At 54.4% G+C, this 18178-nt stretch carries 18 protein-coding genes; 10 read left to right on the top strand and 8 right to left on the bottom strand.

Translation table 11 applies throughout. The features are described 5' to 3' along the window. The first annotated feature begins 15 nt into the window (after positions 1 to 15). Both hemF and aroE read left to right on the top strand, forming a co-directional pair. The gene (gene hemF, locus WD071_RS08045) at positions 16 to 969 is read left to right on the top strand and encodes an oxygen-dependent coproporphyrinogen oxidase (RefSeq protein ID WP_368047834.1); all 954 of its coding nucleotides are present in this window, start codon (positions 16 to 18) and stop codon (positions 967 to 969) included. Between the two features lie 45 nt (positions 970 to 1014). Further along, positions 1015 to 1869: a shikimate dehydrogenase gene (gene aroE / locus WD071_RS08040; RefSeq protein ID WP_368047833.1), complete on the top strand. Its 855-nt coding sequence runs from the start codon at positions 1015 to 1017 to the stop codon at positions 1867 to 1869. Here aroE and WD071_RS08035 read toward each other — a convergent pair. Further along, a complete protein-coding gene (locus WD071_RS08035; RefSeq protein ID WP_368047832.1) occupies positions 1858 to 2397 on the bottom strand; it encodes a gamma carbonic anhydrase family protein in 540 nt (179 codons plus the stop codon). The two genes, aroE and WD071_RS08035, sit on opposite strands and share 12 nt — an antisense overlap. Before the next feature lie 162 nt (positions 2398 to 2559). On the opposite strand from WD071_RS08035, the gene WD071_RS08030 reads away from it, so the two are divergent. From WD071_RS08030 to WD071_RS08010, 5 genes are all read left to right on the top strand, one after another. Next, positions 2560 to 4662, top strand: coding sequence for a M3 family metallopeptidase (locus WD071_RS08030; protein ID WP_368047831.1), 2103 nt, complete (start codon positions 2560 to 2562; stop codon positions 4660 to 4662). A 398-nt stretch (positions 4663 to 5060) separates the two neighbouring features. Continuing rightward, on the top strand, positions 5061 to 6209 hold the full coding sequence (coxB, locus tag WD071_RS08025) for a cytochrome c oxidase subunit II (protein ID WP_368047830.1): 1149 nt from the start codon (positions 5061 to 5063) through the stop codon (positions 6207 to 6209). Positions 6210 to 6214: 5 nt separating this feature from the next. Then, complete coding sequence (gene ctaD / locus WD071_RS08020; protein ID WP_368047829.1) at positions 6215 to 7798, top strand: cytochrome c oxidase subunit I; 1584 nt, start codon at positions 6215 to 6217, stop codon at positions 7796 to 7798. 33 nt (positions 7799 to 7831) lie between these two features. Continuing rightward, positions 7832 to 8401 carry a cytochrome c oxidase assembly protein gene (locus tag WD071_RS08015; protein ID WP_368047828.1) on the top strand — a complete coding sequence of 190 codons (570 nt, stop codon included), beginning with the start codon at positions 7832 to 7834 and terminating at the stop codon, positions 8399 to 8401. Between the two features lie 34 nt (positions 8402 to 8435). Then, complete coding sequence (locus WD071_RS08010) at positions 8436 to 9362, top strand: cytochrome c oxidase subunit 3 (RefSeq protein ID WP_368047827.1); 927 nt, start codon at positions 8436 to 8438, stop codon at positions 9360 to 9362. Positions 9363 to 9488: 126 nt separating this feature from the next. Here the strand turns inward: WD071_RS08010 and WD071_RS08005 are convergent, their stop codons facing one another. After that, positions 9489 to 9695, bottom strand: coding sequence for a DUF2909 domain-containing protein (locus WD071_RS08005; RefSeq protein WP_368047826.1), 207 nt, complete (start codon positions 9693 to 9695; stop codon positions 9489 to 9491). An 85-nt stretch (positions 9696 to 9780) separates the two neighbouring features. Between WD071_RS08005 and WD071_RS08000 the strand changes: the two genes are divergently transcribed. Beyond that, on the top strand, positions 9781 to 10491 hold the full coding sequence (locus tag WD071_RS08000; RefSeq protein ID WP_368047825.1) for an SURF1 family protein: 711 nt from the start codon (positions 9781 to 9783) through the stop codon (positions 10489 to 10491). 1 nt (position 10492) lies between these two features. Beyond that, entirely contained in the window at positions 10493 to 11146 is a 654-nt protein-coding gene (locus WD071_RS07995) for a hypothetical protein (protein ID WP_368047824.1), read from the top strand. 5 nt (positions 11147 to 11151) lie between these two features. On the opposite strand, the gene WD071_RS07990 is transcribed toward WD071_RS07995, so the two are convergent. From WD071_RS07990 to WD071_RS07965, 6 genes are all read right to left on the bottom strand, one after another. Further along, the gene (locus WD071_RS07990) at positions 11152 to 11508 is read right to left on the bottom strand and encodes a cytochrome C oxidase subunit IV family protein (RefSeq protein ID WP_368047823.1); all 357 of its coding nucleotides are present in this window, start codon (positions 11506 to 11508) and stop codon (positions 11152 to 11154) included. 59 nt (positions 11509 to 11567) lie between these two features. After that, complete coding sequence (locus tag WD071_RS07985) at positions 11568 to 12269, bottom strand: heme-copper oxidase subunit III family protein (protein WP_368047822.1); 702 nt, start codon at positions 12267 to 12269, stop codon at positions 11568 to 11570. Between the two features lie 57 nt (positions 12270 to 12326). Beyond that, on the bottom strand, positions 12327 to 12953 hold the full coding sequence (locus WD071_RS07980) for a cytochrome c oxidase subunit 3 (protein ID WP_368047821.1): 627 nt from the start codon (positions 12951 to 12953) through the stop codon (positions 12327 to 12329). After that, complete coding sequence (locus tag WD071_RS07975; protein ID WP_368047820.1) at positions 12950 to 14719, bottom strand: cbb3-type cytochrome c oxidase subunit I; 1770 nt, start codon at positions 14717 to 14719, stop codon at positions 12950 to 12952. Before WD071_RS07975 ends, WD071_RS07980 begins: the two co-directional genes overlap by 4 nt. Before the next feature lie 76 nt (positions 14720 to 14795). Continuing rightward, entirely contained in the window at positions 14796 to 16163 is a 1368-nt protein-coding gene (locus tag WD071_RS07970; protein WP_368047819.1) for a c-type cytochrome, read from the bottom strand. A 321-nt stretch (positions 16164 to 16484) separates the two neighbouring features. After that, entirely contained in the window at positions 16485 to 17024 is a 540-nt protein-coding gene (locus WD071_RS07965; RefSeq protein WP_368047818.1) for a hypothetical protein, read from the bottom strand. Between the two features lie 262 nt (positions 17025 to 17286). On the opposite strand from WD071_RS07965, the gene cyoE reads away from it, so the two are divergent. After that, positions 17287 to 18174 (top strand): heme o synthase, encoded by an 888-nt coding sequence (cyoE, locus tag WD071_RS07960; RefSeq protein WP_368047817.1) that lies wholly within the window; start codon positions 17287 to 17289, stop codon positions 18172 to 18174. Positions 18175 to 18178 lie beyond the last annotated feature (4 nt).

Below are 18178 nucleotides of genomic sequence, written 5' to 3'. Positions count from 1 at the left end.
CAGGAATGCAACACGATGGCTGACAGTAACAACACCGGTGCGACCACAGCGAATAGCGATGCAGCGGCAGACGCCGACAAGGTTCGCGAGTTTCTGCACGCATTGCAGGACAGCATTTGTCAGCGCCTGGAAACACTCGATGGTCGCAGCCGCTTTCATGAAGATGCATGGCAGCGGGACAAAGGGGGCAGTGGCATCAGCCGGGTGATCAGCGATGGCGCGATTTTCGAGAAAGGTGGTGTCAATTTCTCGCATGTATTTGGTGACTCCCTGCCCCCGTCAGCCTCGGCGACCCGGCCGGAGATGGCAGGCCGCAGCTTTCAGGCCATGGGGGTGTCGCTGGTCATTCATCCGGACAATCCTTTTGTACCGACCTCGCACGCAAACTTCCGTTTTTTTATTGCCGAAAAACCGGGTGAAGCACCTGTGTGGTGGTTCGGCGGAGGCTACGATCTCACACCGTATTACGGCAATGATGATGACTGTCGGCACTGGCACCTGACTGCAAAAAAAGCCTGTGACAAACACGACAAGACCCTCTATCCGCGCTTCAAAAAAGAATGTGATGAGTATTTCTACCTGCCCCACCGTAAAGAGCCGCGCGGCATCGGTGGCGTATTTTTTGATGACTTTAATGAGCTGGGTTTTGAGCGCAGTTTCGCCATGGTGCAGGACCTCGCCAACAGCTATATTGACGCCTACGCCCCTATCGTTGAGGCGCGTGCCACGCAGCCCTTTACTGATATGCACAAGCAGTTTCAGCGATATCGCCGTGGCCGTTATGTTGAATTCAATCTGGTTTACGACCGCGGCACCTTGTTCGGACTGCAGTCCGGGCTGGGGCGTGTGGAGTCCATTCTGATGTCACTGCCACCGGAAGTTCGCTGGGTTTACGATTGGCATCCCGCCGCGGGCAGCCCTGAAGAGAAACTGTACAGCGACTATCTGCGTGCGCGCGACTGGGTATGAAGGAATGTGTGATGGAATGTTTGATGGGATGGAATGTGTGCTGCAATGACTATGACTGATCGTTACGCCGTTGTTGGGTATCCTGTGGCGCACAGTAAATCCCCGTTTATCCACGCCCGGTTTGCAGAGCAGACGGCGCAGGCAATGTGTTATGAACGACTGGAAATCGCGCCGGAAGATTTTGACCACAGCGTGCGCGAATTCTTTGATCAGGGTGGCCGGGGCCTGAACATAACCGTGCCTCATAAAGAAGCTGCCTGGCAGCTGGTGGATTGGCGCGCACCGAATGCGGACCGGGCTGGCGCTGTCAACACCATTTACCGCCTTGACGATGGCCGGCTGGCCGGTGATAACACCGACGGTGTTGGTATGGTGCGCGACATCGAAACGAACAATGCGGGCACACTTGCCGGTGCACGTATTCTGATTGTAGGCGCCGGTGGTGCCGTCCGTGGGGTGCTGCCAAGATTGATTGCGGCTGCACCGGCATCTCTGTGCATAGTCAATCGCACCGAATCACGCGCAGATACGTTGGCACGTTTGTTTGCTGATCAGATCCGTATAAACGTGTTGTCGTACGCCCAGTTGCAACAACAGGCTACGGCCTTTGACTGGATCATCAATGGCAGCGCGGGTGGTCTTAAAGGTGAGTTGCCACCCCTGCCGGATGCGCTGGTAACATCTGGCACAGCGTGTTACGACATGGTCTATGCGCCAGGTGGCACAGTATTCCAGAAATGGGCCTCAACGCACGGTGCGGCCATGTCACTTGATGGCAGCGGCATGCTGGTGGAGCAGGCCGCCGAGTCGTTCCGTATATGGCGAGGTGTGCGCCCGGACACGGGGCCTGTCATCCAGGCGTTACGCGAAACCCTGGCCAGCAATCAGTCAGTCAGCTGATTTACCCAGGTATCTGTCTTTCAGTTCCCTGTATTTGTTGGCGCTGTACAGGAAGAATTTTTTCTCGTCATCGTTTAGCGGCCTCGCCTGTTTGACCGGTGAGCCGACGTACAGATAACCGCTTGCCAGTGTTTTGCCCGGAGGCACCAGGCTGCCGGCGCCAATGATAACCTCTGATTCTACAACTGCGCCATCCATGACAGTTGCGCCCATGCCGACCAGTACGCGGTCGTGAATGGTGCAGCCATGCAGCATGACCTTGTGTCCCACGGTGACATCACTGCCCACGGTGCAGGGATAACCATCCGGATTAAACGGACCGGCATGGGTTACATGTAATACCGAGCCGTCCTGTATGCTGCTGCGCTCTCCTATGCGGATGCGATGAATGTCGCCACGGATGACGGTCATTGGCCACACGGATGAATCCGCGCCGATACTGACATCGCCGATCACCACGGCGCTGTCATCAACAAACACGCCCGGGCCAAGGTCAGGCGTATGCTTTTCAAATGATCTGATTGCCACGGTGCAATCCTCCTTTTGATTCAATTTGGTTGCCAGTGCTCGCTGCTGAGTGCTGGACCTGCCAGTTTCCGGCAGGCATCGGGCGCGACAGGCATTTATGACACCGGCATCATGATATGATGCTCCTGGTCCCGCATTCCAGTACGACAGGAGTTCTACCCGATGTCAACGCAGTCAGCTTCCAGGTCCAATCCCTTATTGCAGTTTGAGCGCCTGCCGGACTTTCCGGCGTTACGCGCCGAACATATCCGGCCGGCAGTGGAGCATGTGCTCAGTGAAAACCGGGTGGCACTCGACGCGATCCTGGCAGATGAGCGGAATCAGACGGCACCGGACTGGCACAGCCTGATGGATGCGCTGGACGATCTGGATGATCGGCTGACAAAAGTCTGGTCGACTGCCAGCCACCTCAATTCGGTGGCCAATACCCCGGAAATACGGGAGGCGTATAACGCCTGTCAGCCTCTGATCACGGAATACCACGCTGACCTGGGCCAGAACGAGAGCTTGTATGCCTGCGTCGAAGCCCTGAGTGCGCGCGCGGACGAGCTAAACCTCAATGGCTCCCAGCGCAAGATCATTGCAGACACCCTGCTCGATTTCCGACAGGCGGGGGTTAATCTGCCAGCCGCGGACAAGAAACGGTTTACCGATATTCAGACCCGGCTCAGCAGTCTTGGCAATGTATTCAGCAACAATGTACTTGATGCCACCCGCGCCTGGACCCGGCACCTGACTGACAACGCGCTGCTGGCGGGCATCCCGGACATGTCTGTGCAGGCGGCCGCCACTGCCGCAGCCGGCAAAGGCTTGCATGGCTACCTGCTGACACTGGATTTCCCCTGTTATTACGCCGTGATGACTTATGCTGACAATGCAGGGTTGCGCGAAGAAATGTATCGGGCATTCAGCACCCGTGCCTCAGACCAGGCGGTTGGCGCGGATCCGGAGGCGGCCGACAAATGGAACAACCACGACACCATTCGCGACATCATGCAGCTGCGTCAGGAAATGGCCAGTCTGCTGGGGTACAAAAACTACGCCGAGTTGTCAGTGGCACGCAAAATGGCCAAATCGGTTGATCAGGTCAATACATTCCTCGACGACCTGACGCGCTACAGTCGCCCGGCGGCGGAGCGCGAATTCCGGGAGCTGGGTGAATTTGCGCGTACACAACATGGCGTGGAAAAGCTCAATGCCTGGGATGTGTCCTACTACAGTGAAAAACTGCGCAAGCAGAATTACGATATTTCGCAGGAAGAGCTGCGCGCTTGGTTTCCGCTGGACAAGGTGCGGCAAGGCCTGTTTGCCATCGTAGAAACGCTTTATGGCGTGCAGATTGAGCGCGACTTTGGCGCCGGGGTCTGGGGTCCGGCCGTTGAGTTCTACAATATCCGCCGCGATGGCGAGATAGTGGCCCGCTTCTACTTCGATCTGTTTACCCGCGAAGGCAAGCGCGGCGGGGCCTGGATGGCGGACTGCCGCAGTCGTCGGTTGATTACCTTAAAGGGCGCGGCGGTGCAGCAGCAGATTCCGGTGGCCTATCTGGTCTGCAATTTCGCGCCCCCTGCGGATGCCAATACGCCAGCGCTGTTGACCCACAATGATGTCACTACCCTGTTCCATGAGTTCGGACATGGCCTTCATCATATGCTTACCCGGGAAAACTACCTGCGCTGCTCCGGAATCAATGGGGTCGCCTGGGATGCCGTGGAGTTACCAAGCCAGCTGATGGAAAACTGGTGCTGGGACCCTGAATCGATCGGCCTGATTTCCGATCATTATCAAACGGGCGAGCCTTTGCCGCCGGCATTACTCGACAAGATGCTGGCAGCAAAGAACTTTCAGTCTGGCATGCACAGCGTACGGCAGCTTGAGTTTGCGCTATTTGATTTTGCCCTGCACCAGGCCCCGGTCGAACTGTCACGCGATTTTGTCGCAGACATGCTGGCGATGGCGCGAGCGAAAACGGCCGTTTATCCGGTCCCGGACTATAACCGCTTTCAGAACAGCTTTTCGCATGTTTTCGCCGGAGGTTATTCCGCCGGCTACTACAGTTATAAGTGGGCAGAAGTCCTGTCGGCAGATGTTTTTTCGCGGTTTGAAGAGAGCGGCGTGCTCAATCCGGCTACCGGCAAAGCATTTTATGACAAAATATTGTCAAGAGGTGGCGGAGTAGATGCGCTGAGTCTGTTCACCGATTTTATGGGCAGAGAGCCCGATCTGGCCGCTCTGCTCAAGCAGGAAGGCCTGCAAATACAATAAATATAAGGCTAATTTGATCTGACGCAGAAACGCAACAACTCAGCGTCGTATAGTGCGGACGGGACAAATTGACAGTGTGGTGCCGTCTTTCGCAATGACAGTGACCGATTCTGGCCGGTTTCCATGGCATTATCGAAATAAGTTTTGCTATAATGCCCGGCGCTTTACATTGTACTCGGATGTCCTGCCACCAAAGTTCGCCCCGGAACGTCTCGGGAGGGCTACAGGATATGTGCTGGTATCAGCGTCCGGCTCGCCGGATTTGACACCTGTTCATATCGCACGGTGCTTAAAGCCGCCCGCCATTGCACTGTTTTATTTTGCAAATGTCGGGCTAAACCAATAAAACATAAAAACGTTTGTAACAGCCCTTTCTTACTATTACGGAGACACGGCGAATGTTGTCCAAAGCAAAGCTGTGGTTAGGCCTTGCCCTCAGCACTCTGATGTTCTGGAGTGCGGGTCTGCAGGCAGCCTGGGAATTGAACATGCCCAGGGGCGTAACCCAAATGAGTCGCGATACCTATGGCCTTCATATGACAATCTTCTGGTGGGTAGTTGCCATCGGGGTTGTGGTATTTGGTGCCATGTTGTGGTCGATCATCCATCATCGCAAATCCAAAGGCGCCAAACCGGCAACCTTCCACGAGAGCACCAAAGTGGAAATTGTCTGGACGTTGATTCCCTTCCTGATCCTGATCATGATGGCGATTCCGGCTACCCGTGTGCTGACGGCTGCGTATGATACAGGCGACTCTGAGCTGGATATTCAGATCACCGGTTACCAGTGGCGCTGGGAATATACCTACATGCGCGAAGACATGAATGAAGAAGAAGTCTCTTTCTTCAGCATTCTGTCCACGTCCCGTGAGGAAATCGACAACAGTATCGAGAAGTCTGAAAACTACCTGCTGGACGTTGACCGGCCGATGGTTATCCCCACCGACACCAAAGTGCGCTTCCTGATGACATCTGCGGATGTACTGCACGCCTGGTGGGTGCCTGACTTTGCCATCAAGAAAGACACCATTCCCGGCTTCATCAATGAAACCTGGGTAATTGTTGAAGAGCCTGGCGTCTACCGTGGCCAGTGCGCCGAGTTGTGCGGCATGGAGCATGGTTTCATGCCGATTGTGGTGCATGCACTGCCGCCGGAAGAGTATGACGCATGGTACGCCGAGCAGCAGCAGGCGGCCGCCGAGATTCGTGAACTGGCCAATGCCGAACTGAGCATGGAAGATGCCATGGCGCAGGGCGAGCAGATCTACAACCAGAACTGCGTTGCCTGCCACCAGGCGGGTGGTGTGGGCATGCCACCGGTATTCCCGGCCATTGCCGGCAGTGAAAAAGCCACAGGCGATCGTCTGGTCACCATGGACACATTGGTCAACGGTGTCGACGGAACAGCCATGGCGGCCTATGGCCGACAGCTGAATCCGATTCAACTGGCTGCTGTTATTACTTTCGTTCGTAATGCCTTTGGCAACGATACGGGCGACCTGGTTCAGCCAACTGAAGTCAACGCATATATTCAAGAAGGACAGTAAAGACCATGAGCGCTGCACACGATCATCATCACGGCCCCGCCAAAGGCATTACGCGATGGTTGTTTACTACCAACCATAAAGATATTGGCTCCATGTACTTGTGGTTCAGCTTCGCCATGTTTCTCCTGGGCGGTACGTTTGCCCTGGTGATTCGCGCCGAACTGTTCCAGCCGGGTCTGCAATTTGTAGAACCCAACTTCTTTAACCAGATGACGACCATGCACGGTCTGATCATGGTTTTCGGTGCGGTCATGCCTGCGTTTGTGGGTCTGGCCAACTGGATGATTCCGCTGATGATTGGCGCGCCTGACATGGCGCTGCCGCGGATGAACAACTGGAGTTTCTGGATTCTGCCCTTCGCTTTCGCGATGATGGTGTCCACCCTGTTCATGGAAGGCGGCGGCCCCAACTTCGGCTGGACTTTCTATGCGCCGCTGTCCACGACATACGGACCGCCCTCCACCACGTTCTTCATCTTTGCCGTTCACATTCTGGGTGCTTCATCCATTATGGGTGCGATCAACGTGATTGCGACCATCCTCAACATGCGTGCCCCCGGCATGACCCTGATGAAGATGCCGCTGTTCGTGTGGACCTGGCTGATCACTGCCTACCTGCTGATTGCGGTTATGCCGGTTCTGGCGGGTGTAGTGACCATGATGCTGTTCGATATCCACTTCGGCACTGCGTTCTTTGACGCCGCCGGTGGTGGTGACCCGGTTCTGTTCCAGCACTTGTTCTGGTTCTTCGGTCACCCGGAAGTTTACATCATGATTCTGCCGGCATTCGGTATCGTGTCCGCCATCATCCCGACCTTCGCCCGCAAGCGTCTGTTCGGTTATGACTCCATGGTTTACGCGACCGCGTCCATCGCCTTCCTGTCCTTTATCGTATGGGCGCACCACATGTTCACAGTCGGCATGCCATTGGCCGGCCAGCTGTTTTTCATGTACGCGACCATGCTGATCGCGGTACCGACAGGCGTTAAAGTGTTCAACTGGGTGGCTACCATGTTCCGTGGTTCCATGACCTTTGAAACGCCGATGCTGTTTGCCATTGCGTTTGTGGTGCTGTTCACCATCGGTGGTTTCACCGGGGTCATGCTGGCGATCACGCCGGTAGACTTCCAGTACCATGACACCTACTTCGTGGTTGCTCACTTCCACTACGTACTGGTGCCTGGCGCTGTGTTCTCACTGATGGCGGCCGCCTACTACTGGCTGCCCAAGTGGACCGGTTACATGTACGACGAGACGCTGGGCAAGCTGCACTTCTGGTTGTCCTTTATCGGCGTCAACCTGTTGTTCTTCCCGCAGCACTTCCTGGGTCTGGCCGGCATGCCGCGTCGTATTCCGGACTACGCCCTGCAGTTTGCTGACTTCAACTGGATATCCAGTGTCGGCGGCTTCCTGTTCGGCTTCTCCCAGCTGATCCTGCTGTTTGTCATCATCAAGTGTATCCGTGGTGGCAAGAAGGCAACGGCTCAAGTCTGGGAAGGTGCTCAGGGTCTGGAGTGGACAGTGCCGTCACCGGCGCCATACCACACCTTTGAAACACCGCCTGATCCTGCACTGATCAAGGCTCAGTAATTCTGTTTCGCAAACGGTATCGGAGTTAAAACGATGAAAACTGACAAGGCACCTGCTAAAAACAAGACTGTGGTAACAAAGTTGTTGTTTGCTGTTGTGGGCATGTTTGCGTTCGGGTTTGCTCTGGTACCGCTGTACGATGTGATTTGTGACATCACCGGGTTGAACGGCAAGACCAATAATCTTGCCGTGCAGGCAGAAGCCGGCGAAATCATTGACGAAACCCGCGAGATCACGGTGCAGTTTATTGCCCGTGAGAACGCTGACATGCAGTGGGGCTTCACGCCCAGTGCGACTCAGGTCAAGGTCAAGCCAGGCGAAGTCAACATGATCAGTTATAAAGTGACCAATACCACCGACAAGGTGATGGTTGGTCAGGCAATACCCAGCGTTGCGCCGAACGCCGCTGCCGGTCATCTCAACAAGGTGGAATGCTTCTGCTTTGAAGAGCAGATCCTGCAGCCAGGCGAGTCGGCTGATATGCCTTTGCGCTTTTTTGTTGATCCGGCATTGCCCTCGGACATCAATAAGCTGACCCTGTCATATACGCTTTACGACATCACGGCTAAAAGTAAAACACTGAAAGAATTGGCAACACTGTAAACGACAATAATATTGTTTTTTTTGGAGAATAAAGATGGCCAGCGAAAGCTCCCATGAAACCTATTATGTACCGGAACAGAGCAAATTTCCGTTCTTTGCATCCATTGGTCTGTTCCTGACGGTTTACGGTCTGGGCGGCGTATTGAATGACATCAGTGCCGGGGTCAGCGTCACCGGCTCAACGTGGACGGCCCTGATCGGCTTCACGATACTGTCTTTCATTCTGTTCCAGTGGTTTGCTACCACCATTCGCGAAAACCATGCGGGCCTCAACAGCGCGCAGCTCAAGCGCTCCTATGTCTGGGGCATGAGCTGGTTTATTTTCTCGGAGGTCATGTTCTTCGCAGCCTTCTTCGGCGCCCTGTTCTACGTCCGCACGCTGTCTGTGCCCTGGCTGGGCGGTGAAGGCGAGAAAGGCAGCGCGGGTGAATTCCTGTGGCCGGAATTCCAGGCTGCCTGGCCGCTGCTGGTCAACCCGGATCCGACTGTATTCAGAAACCCTATTGACGGTCTGAATGTGAAAGAGTGGACGCCAGCGTTCTTTGCCGGCTACCTGCCCTTCTGGAACACGGTCATCCTGATCACATCGTCTGTCACCCTGCACTTTGCCCACGTGGCGCTTAAAGCAGAAAATCGCAAGCGTCTGATTCAGTGGATGTTTGTGACGGTTGGTCTGGGTATCATATTCCTTGGCCTGCAGGCGCTGGAGTACGTTGAAGCCTACGGCCACTACGGCATTACACTGGATTCCGGGATTTACGGTTCCACGTTCTTCCTGTTGACCGGTTTCCACGGTTTCCACGTGACGCTGGGTACCTTTATCCTGCTGGTGATGTTGATACGCTCCATCAAAGGTCACTTCAAACCCAATGACCACTTCGGTTTTGAGGCTGCGGCCTGGTACTGGCACTTTGTTGACGTCGTGTGGGTCGGGCTGTTCATTTTTGTATACTGCCTGTAAACCGCTCGTCGCGAGCAGGCAGCCAGCCTTTTAAGAAACATGCACACAATAAAAAAGACGGCTCGCGATACGGGCCGTCTTTTTTTTGCTTCTTTGCCTCTGATACTGTGACGGCTTGTTCCCGGATCAGCTCCAGGGTGCGCCGAAGTTCAGTTGACCGGTGGTGACACCGTAGAACACGCAGATCATCAGAATGATCGCGAGCGTGACACGAATGCCGAGCGCATACATGACCCGTTTGGAGCGACCCTGATCCTTGTAGAAAAAAACGTAACCAACAACAAGACTGATCACAATCGCAAGCAAAAGAAGGACGATAATTGCTCTGAGCATTGTTAATCCCGCAAAAGAAATAGAACATCATGATAGCAGATCATGATGTTCTGGCGAACCGAAACCGACGACCAACACAGGAGTCATGGTGTTTCACTTCAACTGGAAACTGACGCTGTTTACGCTGTTGATGCTGCCTTTGCTGGTCTATCTTGGGTTCTGGCAGCTCGCACGGGAGCAGGAAAAGCGGGCAACACAGGACAGCTACGATCTGCGAGCTACCGAGGCGCCGCGCGCCCTGGCTGACATCAACTGGCAGTCAGCCGATGAGCTGGCGTGGCTCAGGGTTGAAGCAGCGGGGCAGTATGATAATACGCGGCAGTTCCTGCTTGATAATCGCATTAATCAGTCGCGCGTTGGTTACGAACTGATCACACCGTTCCGGACCGATAGCGGACTGTTGCTGGTCAACCGAGGCTGGGTCGCGCAGGGGGCAGATCGGCAGACGCTGCCAGATGTCACGGTTATGGATGATGAGACCGTGATTCGGGGCACTGTCTATGTCCCCGGCGGTGATATCCTGGTGTTGGGTGACGAAGAACCTGTGGGTCGCAACCCCTGGCCACGTGTCGTCCAGAGCCTGGACATCACCCGGATGTCTGCCCTGCTTGGCGAGCCTGTTCTGCCCTACAGTTTACGCCTGGAGACTGGTTCGCCCGGCTTGCAGCAAGTAAACTGGCAGCCGGTGACGCTGAGCCCGGAAACGCATCGTGCCTATGCCGTGCAATGGTTTTTCATGGCAGTCGTTCTTGTTATTTTATATTTGATTTTCAGTTTCAGACGTCCGGAGATTTGACATGAAAGATCTGACCCGCAGCAAGCTTAAACTCGCCTTCCTGCTGCTGATTGCGTTTGTGCCGATCACCATGGCAACCTTTGCCTTCCGCGCCGCTACCGAGTCCGGTGGATTTGGTGGTGGCACCGTCAACAAGGGCAACTTCATTCTGCCCCCGGCAGACATCACCGATCTGGGCATGTCCGACGCGGACGGAGCCCCGATGTTCAGCAGCTTTGAAGAATTTGTCGCAACCCTGGAAAGTGAAGAGGACTACGATGCACAGCCTTGGCTCATGGTCTATGTGAACGCCGGTGCCTGCGATGAGGTCTGTGAGGAGCGTGTATTCTATCTGCGTCAGTTACATATCACGTTAGGCAAGAACGTCGAGCGTGTCCGCCGTTATTACCTGCATGCCGATACGGCGCCTATTGCACAGTCAACCGCAACTCATTTTCGTCAGGAATTTCCCAGCATGGGAATTGCCTACTCTTCGGTCGCTTTGCTGCAGGAAAATCTTGCTGCCAAAGGTGTGAACATAGATCTGTCGGCCGATGACTATGTGTTCTTTGTCGATCCGGTCGGCAACGTCATGATGTACTACGATGGGTCCCATACCACCGACGACATCAAGACCGATCTGGACCGACTGTTAAGGCACTCAAGCCTGGGCTAGTTCTGTCAATGCTCTACATGCAGAGGGCTGCGGTCAGCGTCCTGACCAAAGTACTGAACGCGCGCGTCTTCTGTGTAATTGCCTTCAATGGCCATAAAGAATATCAGCAATAGCAGTATTGTCGGCGGGCCAAGAATGGTCAGCGCCAGCGCCATTCTCTCCCACACCACGTGCATGAAAATGGCGAGGATGAAACCCGCTTTTAATGCCATGAACAGCAGCACCAATGTCCAGCGCATGACGCCCTGGACATCAAAATAATCCACCATATAGCTGAACAGGCTCAATACAAAGAGCAATGTCCAGATCTTCAGATAGATACTTAAAGGATGCTGTTGTGGTCCGCTTGCTGTTGACGCCATGTGTGTTCTCCTTCAGCGCTAAACTCAAATTTCAAAAAATCGGTGACTGATCGCCGGCGCTATAACAAATAAAAGAAAGCGAAGATGAACACCCAGACCAGATCAACAAAGTGCCAGTACAGACCGGTGATTTCGACAATCTCGTAACCTTTTTTCTCATAGTGGCCAAGCCATACTTTTCGTGCGACGACCAGCAGGTAAATGACACCCCCGGTGACATGCAAACCATGGAACCCGGTGATCATGTAAAAAACCGAGCCGAACTGATCAGCGCCCCAGGGATTACCCCAGGGCCTGACGCCATAACCAATCAATTTTGACCATTCATACACTTGCATGCCAACAAATGTGGCACCCAGTGCCGCAGTGGCGCACATCAGAATGACCGTCTTTTTCTTGTCTTTTCGATAACCATAATTGACCGCCAGCGCCATGGTCCCGCTACTGGTGATGAGCACAAAGGTCATGATCGCAATCAGGATGAGAGGAATCGGTTCACTGCCAAAAAAAGACAGCGCAAAAACCTCGGTCGCCAATGGCCACGGATCGGCGGTTGAAATCCGAACCGTCATGTAACCGACAAGGAAACAGGAAAAGATGAAGGTGTCACTGACCAGGAATATCCACATCATGGCCTTGCCCCACGGCACATGATATGTCTGTTTGTCGGCGGACCAATCGTTTATGAAACCGGTCACGCCATCGGCTGCGGGAGCCGCACTGCCACTGACGCTTGCATCAACTGTGCTGCTGTGACTCATGATAGATTCCTTTTTCTGTCTATTCTTGTGTTCAATCGTAGTGCGGCCATCGCGTCATCAGGTAGAGGCGAGCAGATAAAACAGGATGGCCCAGATGACGAGCAGGAAGTGCCAGTACCAGGCGCACAACTCAAGGCTAAGGCGCGCATCCTTGGCATCAGTACCTATTGCCAGCCTGACCTGGGCTTTGCCCCAGACCCATAAGCCGCCAAGCAGATGTATGACGTGAATACCGGTTAGCAGGTAAAAAAAGGCATTGGCCGCGTTGACGCGCAAGCCATGACCGGCGGCGAGCAGTTGCTCCGATACGCTGTACTGTCCGGCAATAAAAACAATCGCCAGCAGGCCACCGGCCAGTGACAGCAGCCCTGCACCGGAGCCAAAACGAACCGCGCCGGTCTTGCGTGACTGAAGCACAGCAAAGTGAAAGCAGACACTGCTCAATGCCAGAGCGCCGGTATTGACCCACAACATCGATGGCGTCGCCAGCGGCACCCAGTCCCCGACCGTCATGCGAATGAAGTAGGACACCACCAGCAAAGAGAACAACACACTGGCACAGGTGGCGAAAAATATCAGCGCCACTTTTTCGTTGGGCATGTTGAAGGCCGGCCTCGGCTCTATACCTTCAGGCAGGCCGACAGTGTTCCAGGGCTTTTTAGTGACATCACGATAAAAACTCATAACGCTTCCATCCCCTTCTGCTGTCTGGGTTTTTCAAATTCCATACCGGGTTCGTTTTGCGGAATAAAGTCCTTTTCCATACCGGGCACACTGTAGTCATACGCCCAGCGATATACCGAAGGCAACTCGTCGCCCCAGTTACCGTGTTTGGGCGGTGTGTCAGGTGTCTGCCATTCCAGTGTGGTTGCGCCCCACGGGTTGCCACCGGATTTCTCGCCGTTCCTCAGGCTCCAGAAAATATTGATGAAGAACAGGATCTGGGCCGTGGCCACAAAAATCGCTGCCAGCGTGATATTGGCATTGAGCGCCTGCGCGGTTTCCGGAATAAAGTCAGTGTTACCCATTTCGTAATAACGTCGCGGCACGCCCAGGAAACCGAGGTAGTGCATGGGCAGATAGATTGCGTAAGTGCCCAGGAAGGTACACCAGAAATGTACCTTGCCCATGGTTTCATTGAACATGCGACCGGTCACTTTCGGATACCAATGGTACAGGGCTGCGAACAGCACCAGCACCGGAGAAACACCCATGACCATATGGAAGTGAGCAACGACGAAATAGGTATCCGCCAGCGGTACGTCAATGACGACGTTGCCCAGGAACAGACCGGTCAGGCCGCCATGAACAAAGGTAAAGATAAACCCGATGGCAAACAGCATCGGCGTATTGAGCCGGATGTTGCCCTGCCACAGCGTCAGCACCCAGTTGTATACCTTGAGCGCGGTCGGTATTGCGATCACCAGTGTGGTGGTGGCAAAAAAGAAGCCGAAATAGGGATTCATGCCGCTGACATACATGTGGTGAGCCCAGACCATGAAGCTCAGGCCGCCGATGGCGATGATGGCCCACACCATCATGCGATACCCGAAGATGTTTTTGCGGGCATGGGTACTGATGACATCCGATACCAGGCCGAATGCGGGCAAGGCTACGATATAGACTTCAGGATGACCAAAGAACCAGAACAGATGCTGGAAGAGAATCGGGCTGCCGCCCTCGTAATCATTCTGGGTGCCCAGTTCCATCATGGCCGGCATAAAGAAGCTGGTGCCCAGCACCAGATCAAATGCCATCATGATGGCGCTGACCAGCAGCGCCGGAAAAGCAAATAAACCCAGCACCGTTGCGGTAAAGATGCCCCAGATTGACAGTGGCAGTCGCATCAGGGTCAGGCCGCGGGTACGCGCCTGCAGGATGGTAGTGACATAGTTCAGACCGCCCATGGTGAAGGCGATGATGAACACCGCCAGCGAGATCAGCATCAGCAGAATGCCGCCTTCGCTGCCCGGAGTGCCATGTGAAATTGACTGCGGTGCATACAGAGTCCACCCGGCCCCGGTGGGACCGCCCGGCACAAAGAAACTCGCCAGCAGAATGATCACGGATACCAGGTAAAACCAGAAACTGAGCATATTGAGAAACGGAAACACCATGTCCCGCGTGCCGCACATCAAGGGGATCAGGTAATTACCAAACCCGCCGAGAAATAGCGCAGTCAGCAGGTAGATCACCATGATCATGCCGTGCATGGTGACGGCCTGGTAATAGAATGCAGGGTCAATCCAGCTGATGGTGTCCGGGAAGCCCAGTTGCAGGCGCATCAGAATGGACAGCCCCAAGGCAATCAGACCAACAAAAATCGCAACACCACCATACTGTATTGCAATGACCTTGTGATCCTGACTCCAGATATACTTGGTCACAAAACTCTGCGGGTCGTGCAGTGCGTGAGCATCATCCTGGTCCGCTAATGGAACATATGCCATGTAAACGTCCTCCCGGTATCAACCGAACCTGCGGTTATCTATATTTGTTTTTTAAAATTCGTTTTGCTGCTCACCACTATCGCAGGGTATTGATGTAACTGATCACATCGTTCTGCTGTTCCTCAGTGCGCATCGCTTTCACCATCGATGTCATCTGGTAGCCATAATCGTCTTCGCGATGAGCCCCGCGGATGCCGTCGCGATAATTCTGCAGTTGATTGGCAAGATACCAGTCATCCATGCCTGCAAGCGCCGGGGCGTCGGTCGCCCAGCTGCCCTGGCCATCGTCACCGTGGCAGGACGCACAGTTGGCGCTGTAGATGCGCATGCCGCGCGCCGGATCACCTTCGGACATGGTGATGGCTGCTGGCTCGTCTGACAGGGAAGCAATATAGGCAGAAACATTGGCGCGAGCTTCGGGCGATGCCACCATATTTGCCATCGGTGCCATCATGCGGCCGAATTGATCGTCTTCGTGGGCGCCGCGAATACCTTCCTGGTAATAACGCAGCTGGCGATCAATGTACCAGGGTTGCAGGCCGGCAAGTTTGGGCGCGTTCATGGCCTGGTTGCCTTCACCTTCCTGCCCGTGGCAGCTGGCGCAAACCGTGTACGCTTGCTGGCCCGCCGTCACATCGGCGTCTTCGCGCGCCTGGGTTTCCGCGAATGTCGGCTGATCCTGCAGCCAGGTGGCATACTGATCAGCTTCGGCGACTTCAACCCGGGCGCGCATGATGTGATGGCCCAGGCCGCAATATTGCTCACACAGAATATCAAAGACACCCGTGCGTGTTGGTGTCAGCCACAAGTAAGACACCATGCCCGGTACCATGTCCATCTTGATGCGAAACTGTGGCACTGTGTAGTTATGCAGAACGTCGCGCGAGCGCAGCAGGGCTTTCACCGGCTGGTCGACAGGCAGCATCATGTAGGGTTTTTTGACGATCCGGTCATCCTGGCCATTGGGATCCTGGGGGTTGATACCCCAGGGGTTGGTTTCGGTGATGTGCTCGATATCAGCGGTGCCCAGCACGCCATCGTCACCCGGGTAGCGGAAGGCCCACTGCCATTGTGACCCGAAGGCTTCAAATTCTGTTGCTTCTTCCGGCACCGATACAAACTGAGCCCACACAAACAGGCCGGGTGCCAGCATGGCTGCGACGCCGAGCGTTGTTAGCACCGTCAGGCCGGTTTCAAGCCGGGCGTTCTCCGGTTCGTAAACTGCTCTGTTGTTTTCACCTTTGCGCTGGCGATAACGATAGACGCTGTAGGCCAGGAACAGGTTCACAGCAACAAAAACGGCCCCGGTCACCCAGAATGTCAGCTCAATGGTGAAATCGACACTGGTCCAGTGCGATGCGATTTCAGTAAACCACCAGGGGCTGACAAAATGGAAAACAACAGAGCCGACGACCAACAGGACAATAACAACAGCAATAGCCATACGCGGGATATCCTTGTGAAAGTGCGAGCACGGACAACAGTGGATACAGCAACTGTATAGCGAAAGATAATAAAAGACCGCGGAACCCGACACAGCGGGATCATCCGGGTATGAGTGTTGCAGTCACGCAGTTGACTACGAACAGTACGACTAAGTACGTTCACAACGTCGCTCCCTCCTTTTATTTTTATCTTCCGGTGGGTACTCAACGTGTAACATCAATCAATCGAGCGGAGCAGGCGGCGACAGGCGCCGCCTACTTCTCAGGATCGTATAGCATTGTTTAAACCAGTGCAACAGCTCCAGCGGTCAGGGCCGCATTTATGCACGGACCATTTGCAGGTCTGCAAACGGGTTGAGAAAGTGCGGGTCAACAGCAGCAAATATTGCTTCGGAATGCTTCTGTTTCATCATTTCCTGAATCTTGCTGACCTGATGTTCCTTGGCGTAAATAAGGACCAGATATTTGCCGGCCTTGATGTCCTCATGGAAATGAGCAATTTTTTTGTTCGTTTGCATGACACCGGTCAGGCCACCAACCCAGGCGCCAAAACAGGTCACCAGGAAAACAATGGCGGCATACCCAATCCAGGGGATGGGTGTGCCAAAGGGATCCGTGACTGACGCCAGCCCTGCCATTGCCAGGCCGGCGACAAAACCGAGCGCTGCGCCAATGAAGCCCTCACGAATGAAATCCAGTGACTCGAGATAGTTGCTGGAATGCAAATGCTCTTTGACCAGCCCGCTTTCATCCTTGCTGTGTATATGCAGGAACCAGTCGTCGACACCAATGGCATGCAGATCATCGGAAATCTGATGCGTGCTTTTGAGTGTTGGTGACAGATAATAGATACATTTCATCTAGCTTCTCCTTTCTAATTATGGGATCGCCGTTCGTACATCTATCAGTCCAAATGACTACTCATGAACTCAGACCAATGAGCACAGCGTGACTGTTTTTAGACCGTGCATGGCTTCAATTTACTCCGGTAAGAATTAATTGTCCTCATTTTTTTCGCTAAAATCGGGTTTTGCGGTACAATTACCAACCCTCATTGACAAACTCAGCCCTGATCCCGCCCTGATATTATGCCTGGTGGATCTTCGCAAAAGAGAGAGCCTTGTGACAGAGCTTACGCGGAAACAGACAGCCAGCTGGCGCGACTACTACGAGATGTGCAAGCCCCGGGTGGTCATGTTGATGATACTGACCTCAATGGTGGGGATGTTTCTGGCGGTGCCTGGCATGGTGCCTCTGGATATTCTGATTCTGGGCAACCTGGGTATTGCGCTGGTAGCGGGCTCGGGTGCCGTGGTCAATCACCTGATTGATCGCAAGGTGGATGCGGTCATGCGTCGCACCCACAACCGGCCCATGCCCCAGGGCCGGGTTGAACCAAAGCAGGCGGCGGCATTCGCTGCCGCTATCGGTATTGCGGGCATGGTAATCATGCTGTTCTGGGTCAATGCGCTGAGTGCCTGGCTGACGCTGGCCTCCTTTATTGGTTACGCCTTCATTTATACCGGTTATCTGAAACGTGCGACGCCGCAGAATATTGTCATTGGCGGGTTGTCCGGCGCCATGCCGCCCCTGCTGGGCTGGGCGGCGGTCACCGGCACCATTGAGCCGGGCGCGCTGATTCTGGTGCTGATCATTTTTGCCTGGACCCCGCCGCATTTCTGGGCACTGGCCATTCACCGCAAGGATGAATATGCCAAAACCGGTATACCCATGCTGCCCGTGACTCATGGCGAGCACCTGACCAAGATCCACATCATTCTCTACACCGTCATCATGATCCTGGTGAGTGTCCTGCCCTGGCTGATCGGCATGAGTGGCCCGCTGTATCTGGTGGCAGCGCTGTTGCTGGGCGGCGGTTTCCTGTGGTGGTCACTGATGCTGATGTACCGTCCCAAGGCCTCAACAGCGATGGACACATTCAAATACTCAATCGTTTACCTTATGGTCTTGTTCCCGGTGCTGCTGGTCGATCACTATCTGTTTACCTGACACA

Origin of the sequence: Pseudohongiella sp., from assembly GCF_040877505.1 — a bacterium.
Taxonomy (GTDB): Bacteria; Pseudomonadota; Gammaproteobacteria; order Pseudomonadales; family Pseudohongiellaceae; genus Pseudohongiella.
This window is presented reverse-complemented; position numbering and strand designations above follow the sequence as displayed.

Bases quoted from the DNA above. Each gene is read 5' to 3' on its own strand.
- hemF (WP_368047834.1), top strand. From the start codon at position 16: ATGGCTGACAGTAACAACACCGGTGCGACCACAGCGAATAGCGATGCA.
- aroE (WP_368047833.1), top strand. From the start codon at position 1,015: ATGACTATGACTGATCGTTACGCCGTTGTTGGGTATCCTGTGGCGCAC.
- WD071_RS08030 (WP_368047831.1), top strand. From the start codon at position 2,560: ATGTCAACGCAGTCAGCTTCCAGGTCCAATCCCTTATTGCAGTTTGAG.
- coxB (WP_368047830.1), top strand. From the start codon at position 5,061: ATGTTGTCCAAAGCAAAGCTGTGGTTAGGCCTTGCCCTCAGCACTCTG.
- ctaD (WP_368047829.1), top strand. From the start codon at position 6,215: ATGAGCGCTGCACACGATCATCATCACGGCCCCGCCAAAGGCATTACG.
- WD071_RS08015 (WP_368047828.1), top strand. From the start codon at position 7,832: ATGAAAACTGACAAGGCACCTGCTAAAAACAAGACTGTGGTAACAAAG.
- WD071_RS08010 (WP_368047827.1), top strand. From the start codon at position 8,436: ATGGCCAGCGAAAGCTCCCATGAAACCTATTATGTACCGGAACAGAGC.
- WD071_RS08005 (WP_368047826.1), bottom strand. From the start codon at position 9,695: ATGCTCAGAGCAATTATCGTCCTTCTTTTGCTTGCGATTGTGATCAGT.
- WD071_RS08000 (WP_368047825.1), top strand. From the start codon at position 9,781: ATGGTGTTTCACTTCAACTGGAAACTGACGCTGTTTACGCTGTTGATG.
- WD071_RS07995 (WP_368047824.1), top strand. From the start codon at position 10,493: ATGAAAGATCTGACCCGCAGCAAGCTTAAACTCGCCTTCCTGCTGCTG.
- WD071_RS07990 (WP_368047823.1), bottom strand. From the start codon at position 11,508: ATGGCGTCAACAGCAAGCGGACCACAACAGCATCCTTTAAGTATCTAT.
- WD071_RS07985 (WP_368047822.1), bottom strand. From the start codon at position 12,269: ATGAGTCACAGCAGCACAGTTGATGCAAGCGTCAGTGGCAGTGCGGCT.
- WD071_RS07980 (WP_368047821.1), bottom strand. From the start codon at position 12,953: ATGAGTTTTTATCGTGATGTCACTAAAAAGCCCTGGAACACTGTCGGC.
- WD071_RS07975 (WP_368047820.1), bottom strand. From the start codon at position 14,719: ATGGCATATGTTCCATTAGCGGACCAGGATGATGCTCACGCACTGCAC.
- WD071_RS07970 (WP_368047819.1), bottom strand. From the start codon at position 16,163: ATGGCTATTGCTGTTGTTATTGTCCTGTTGGTCGTCGGCTCTGTTGTT.
- WD071_RS07965 (WP_368047818.1), bottom strand. From the start codon at position 17,024: ATGAAATGTATCTATTATCTGTCACCAACACTCAAAAGCACGCATCAG.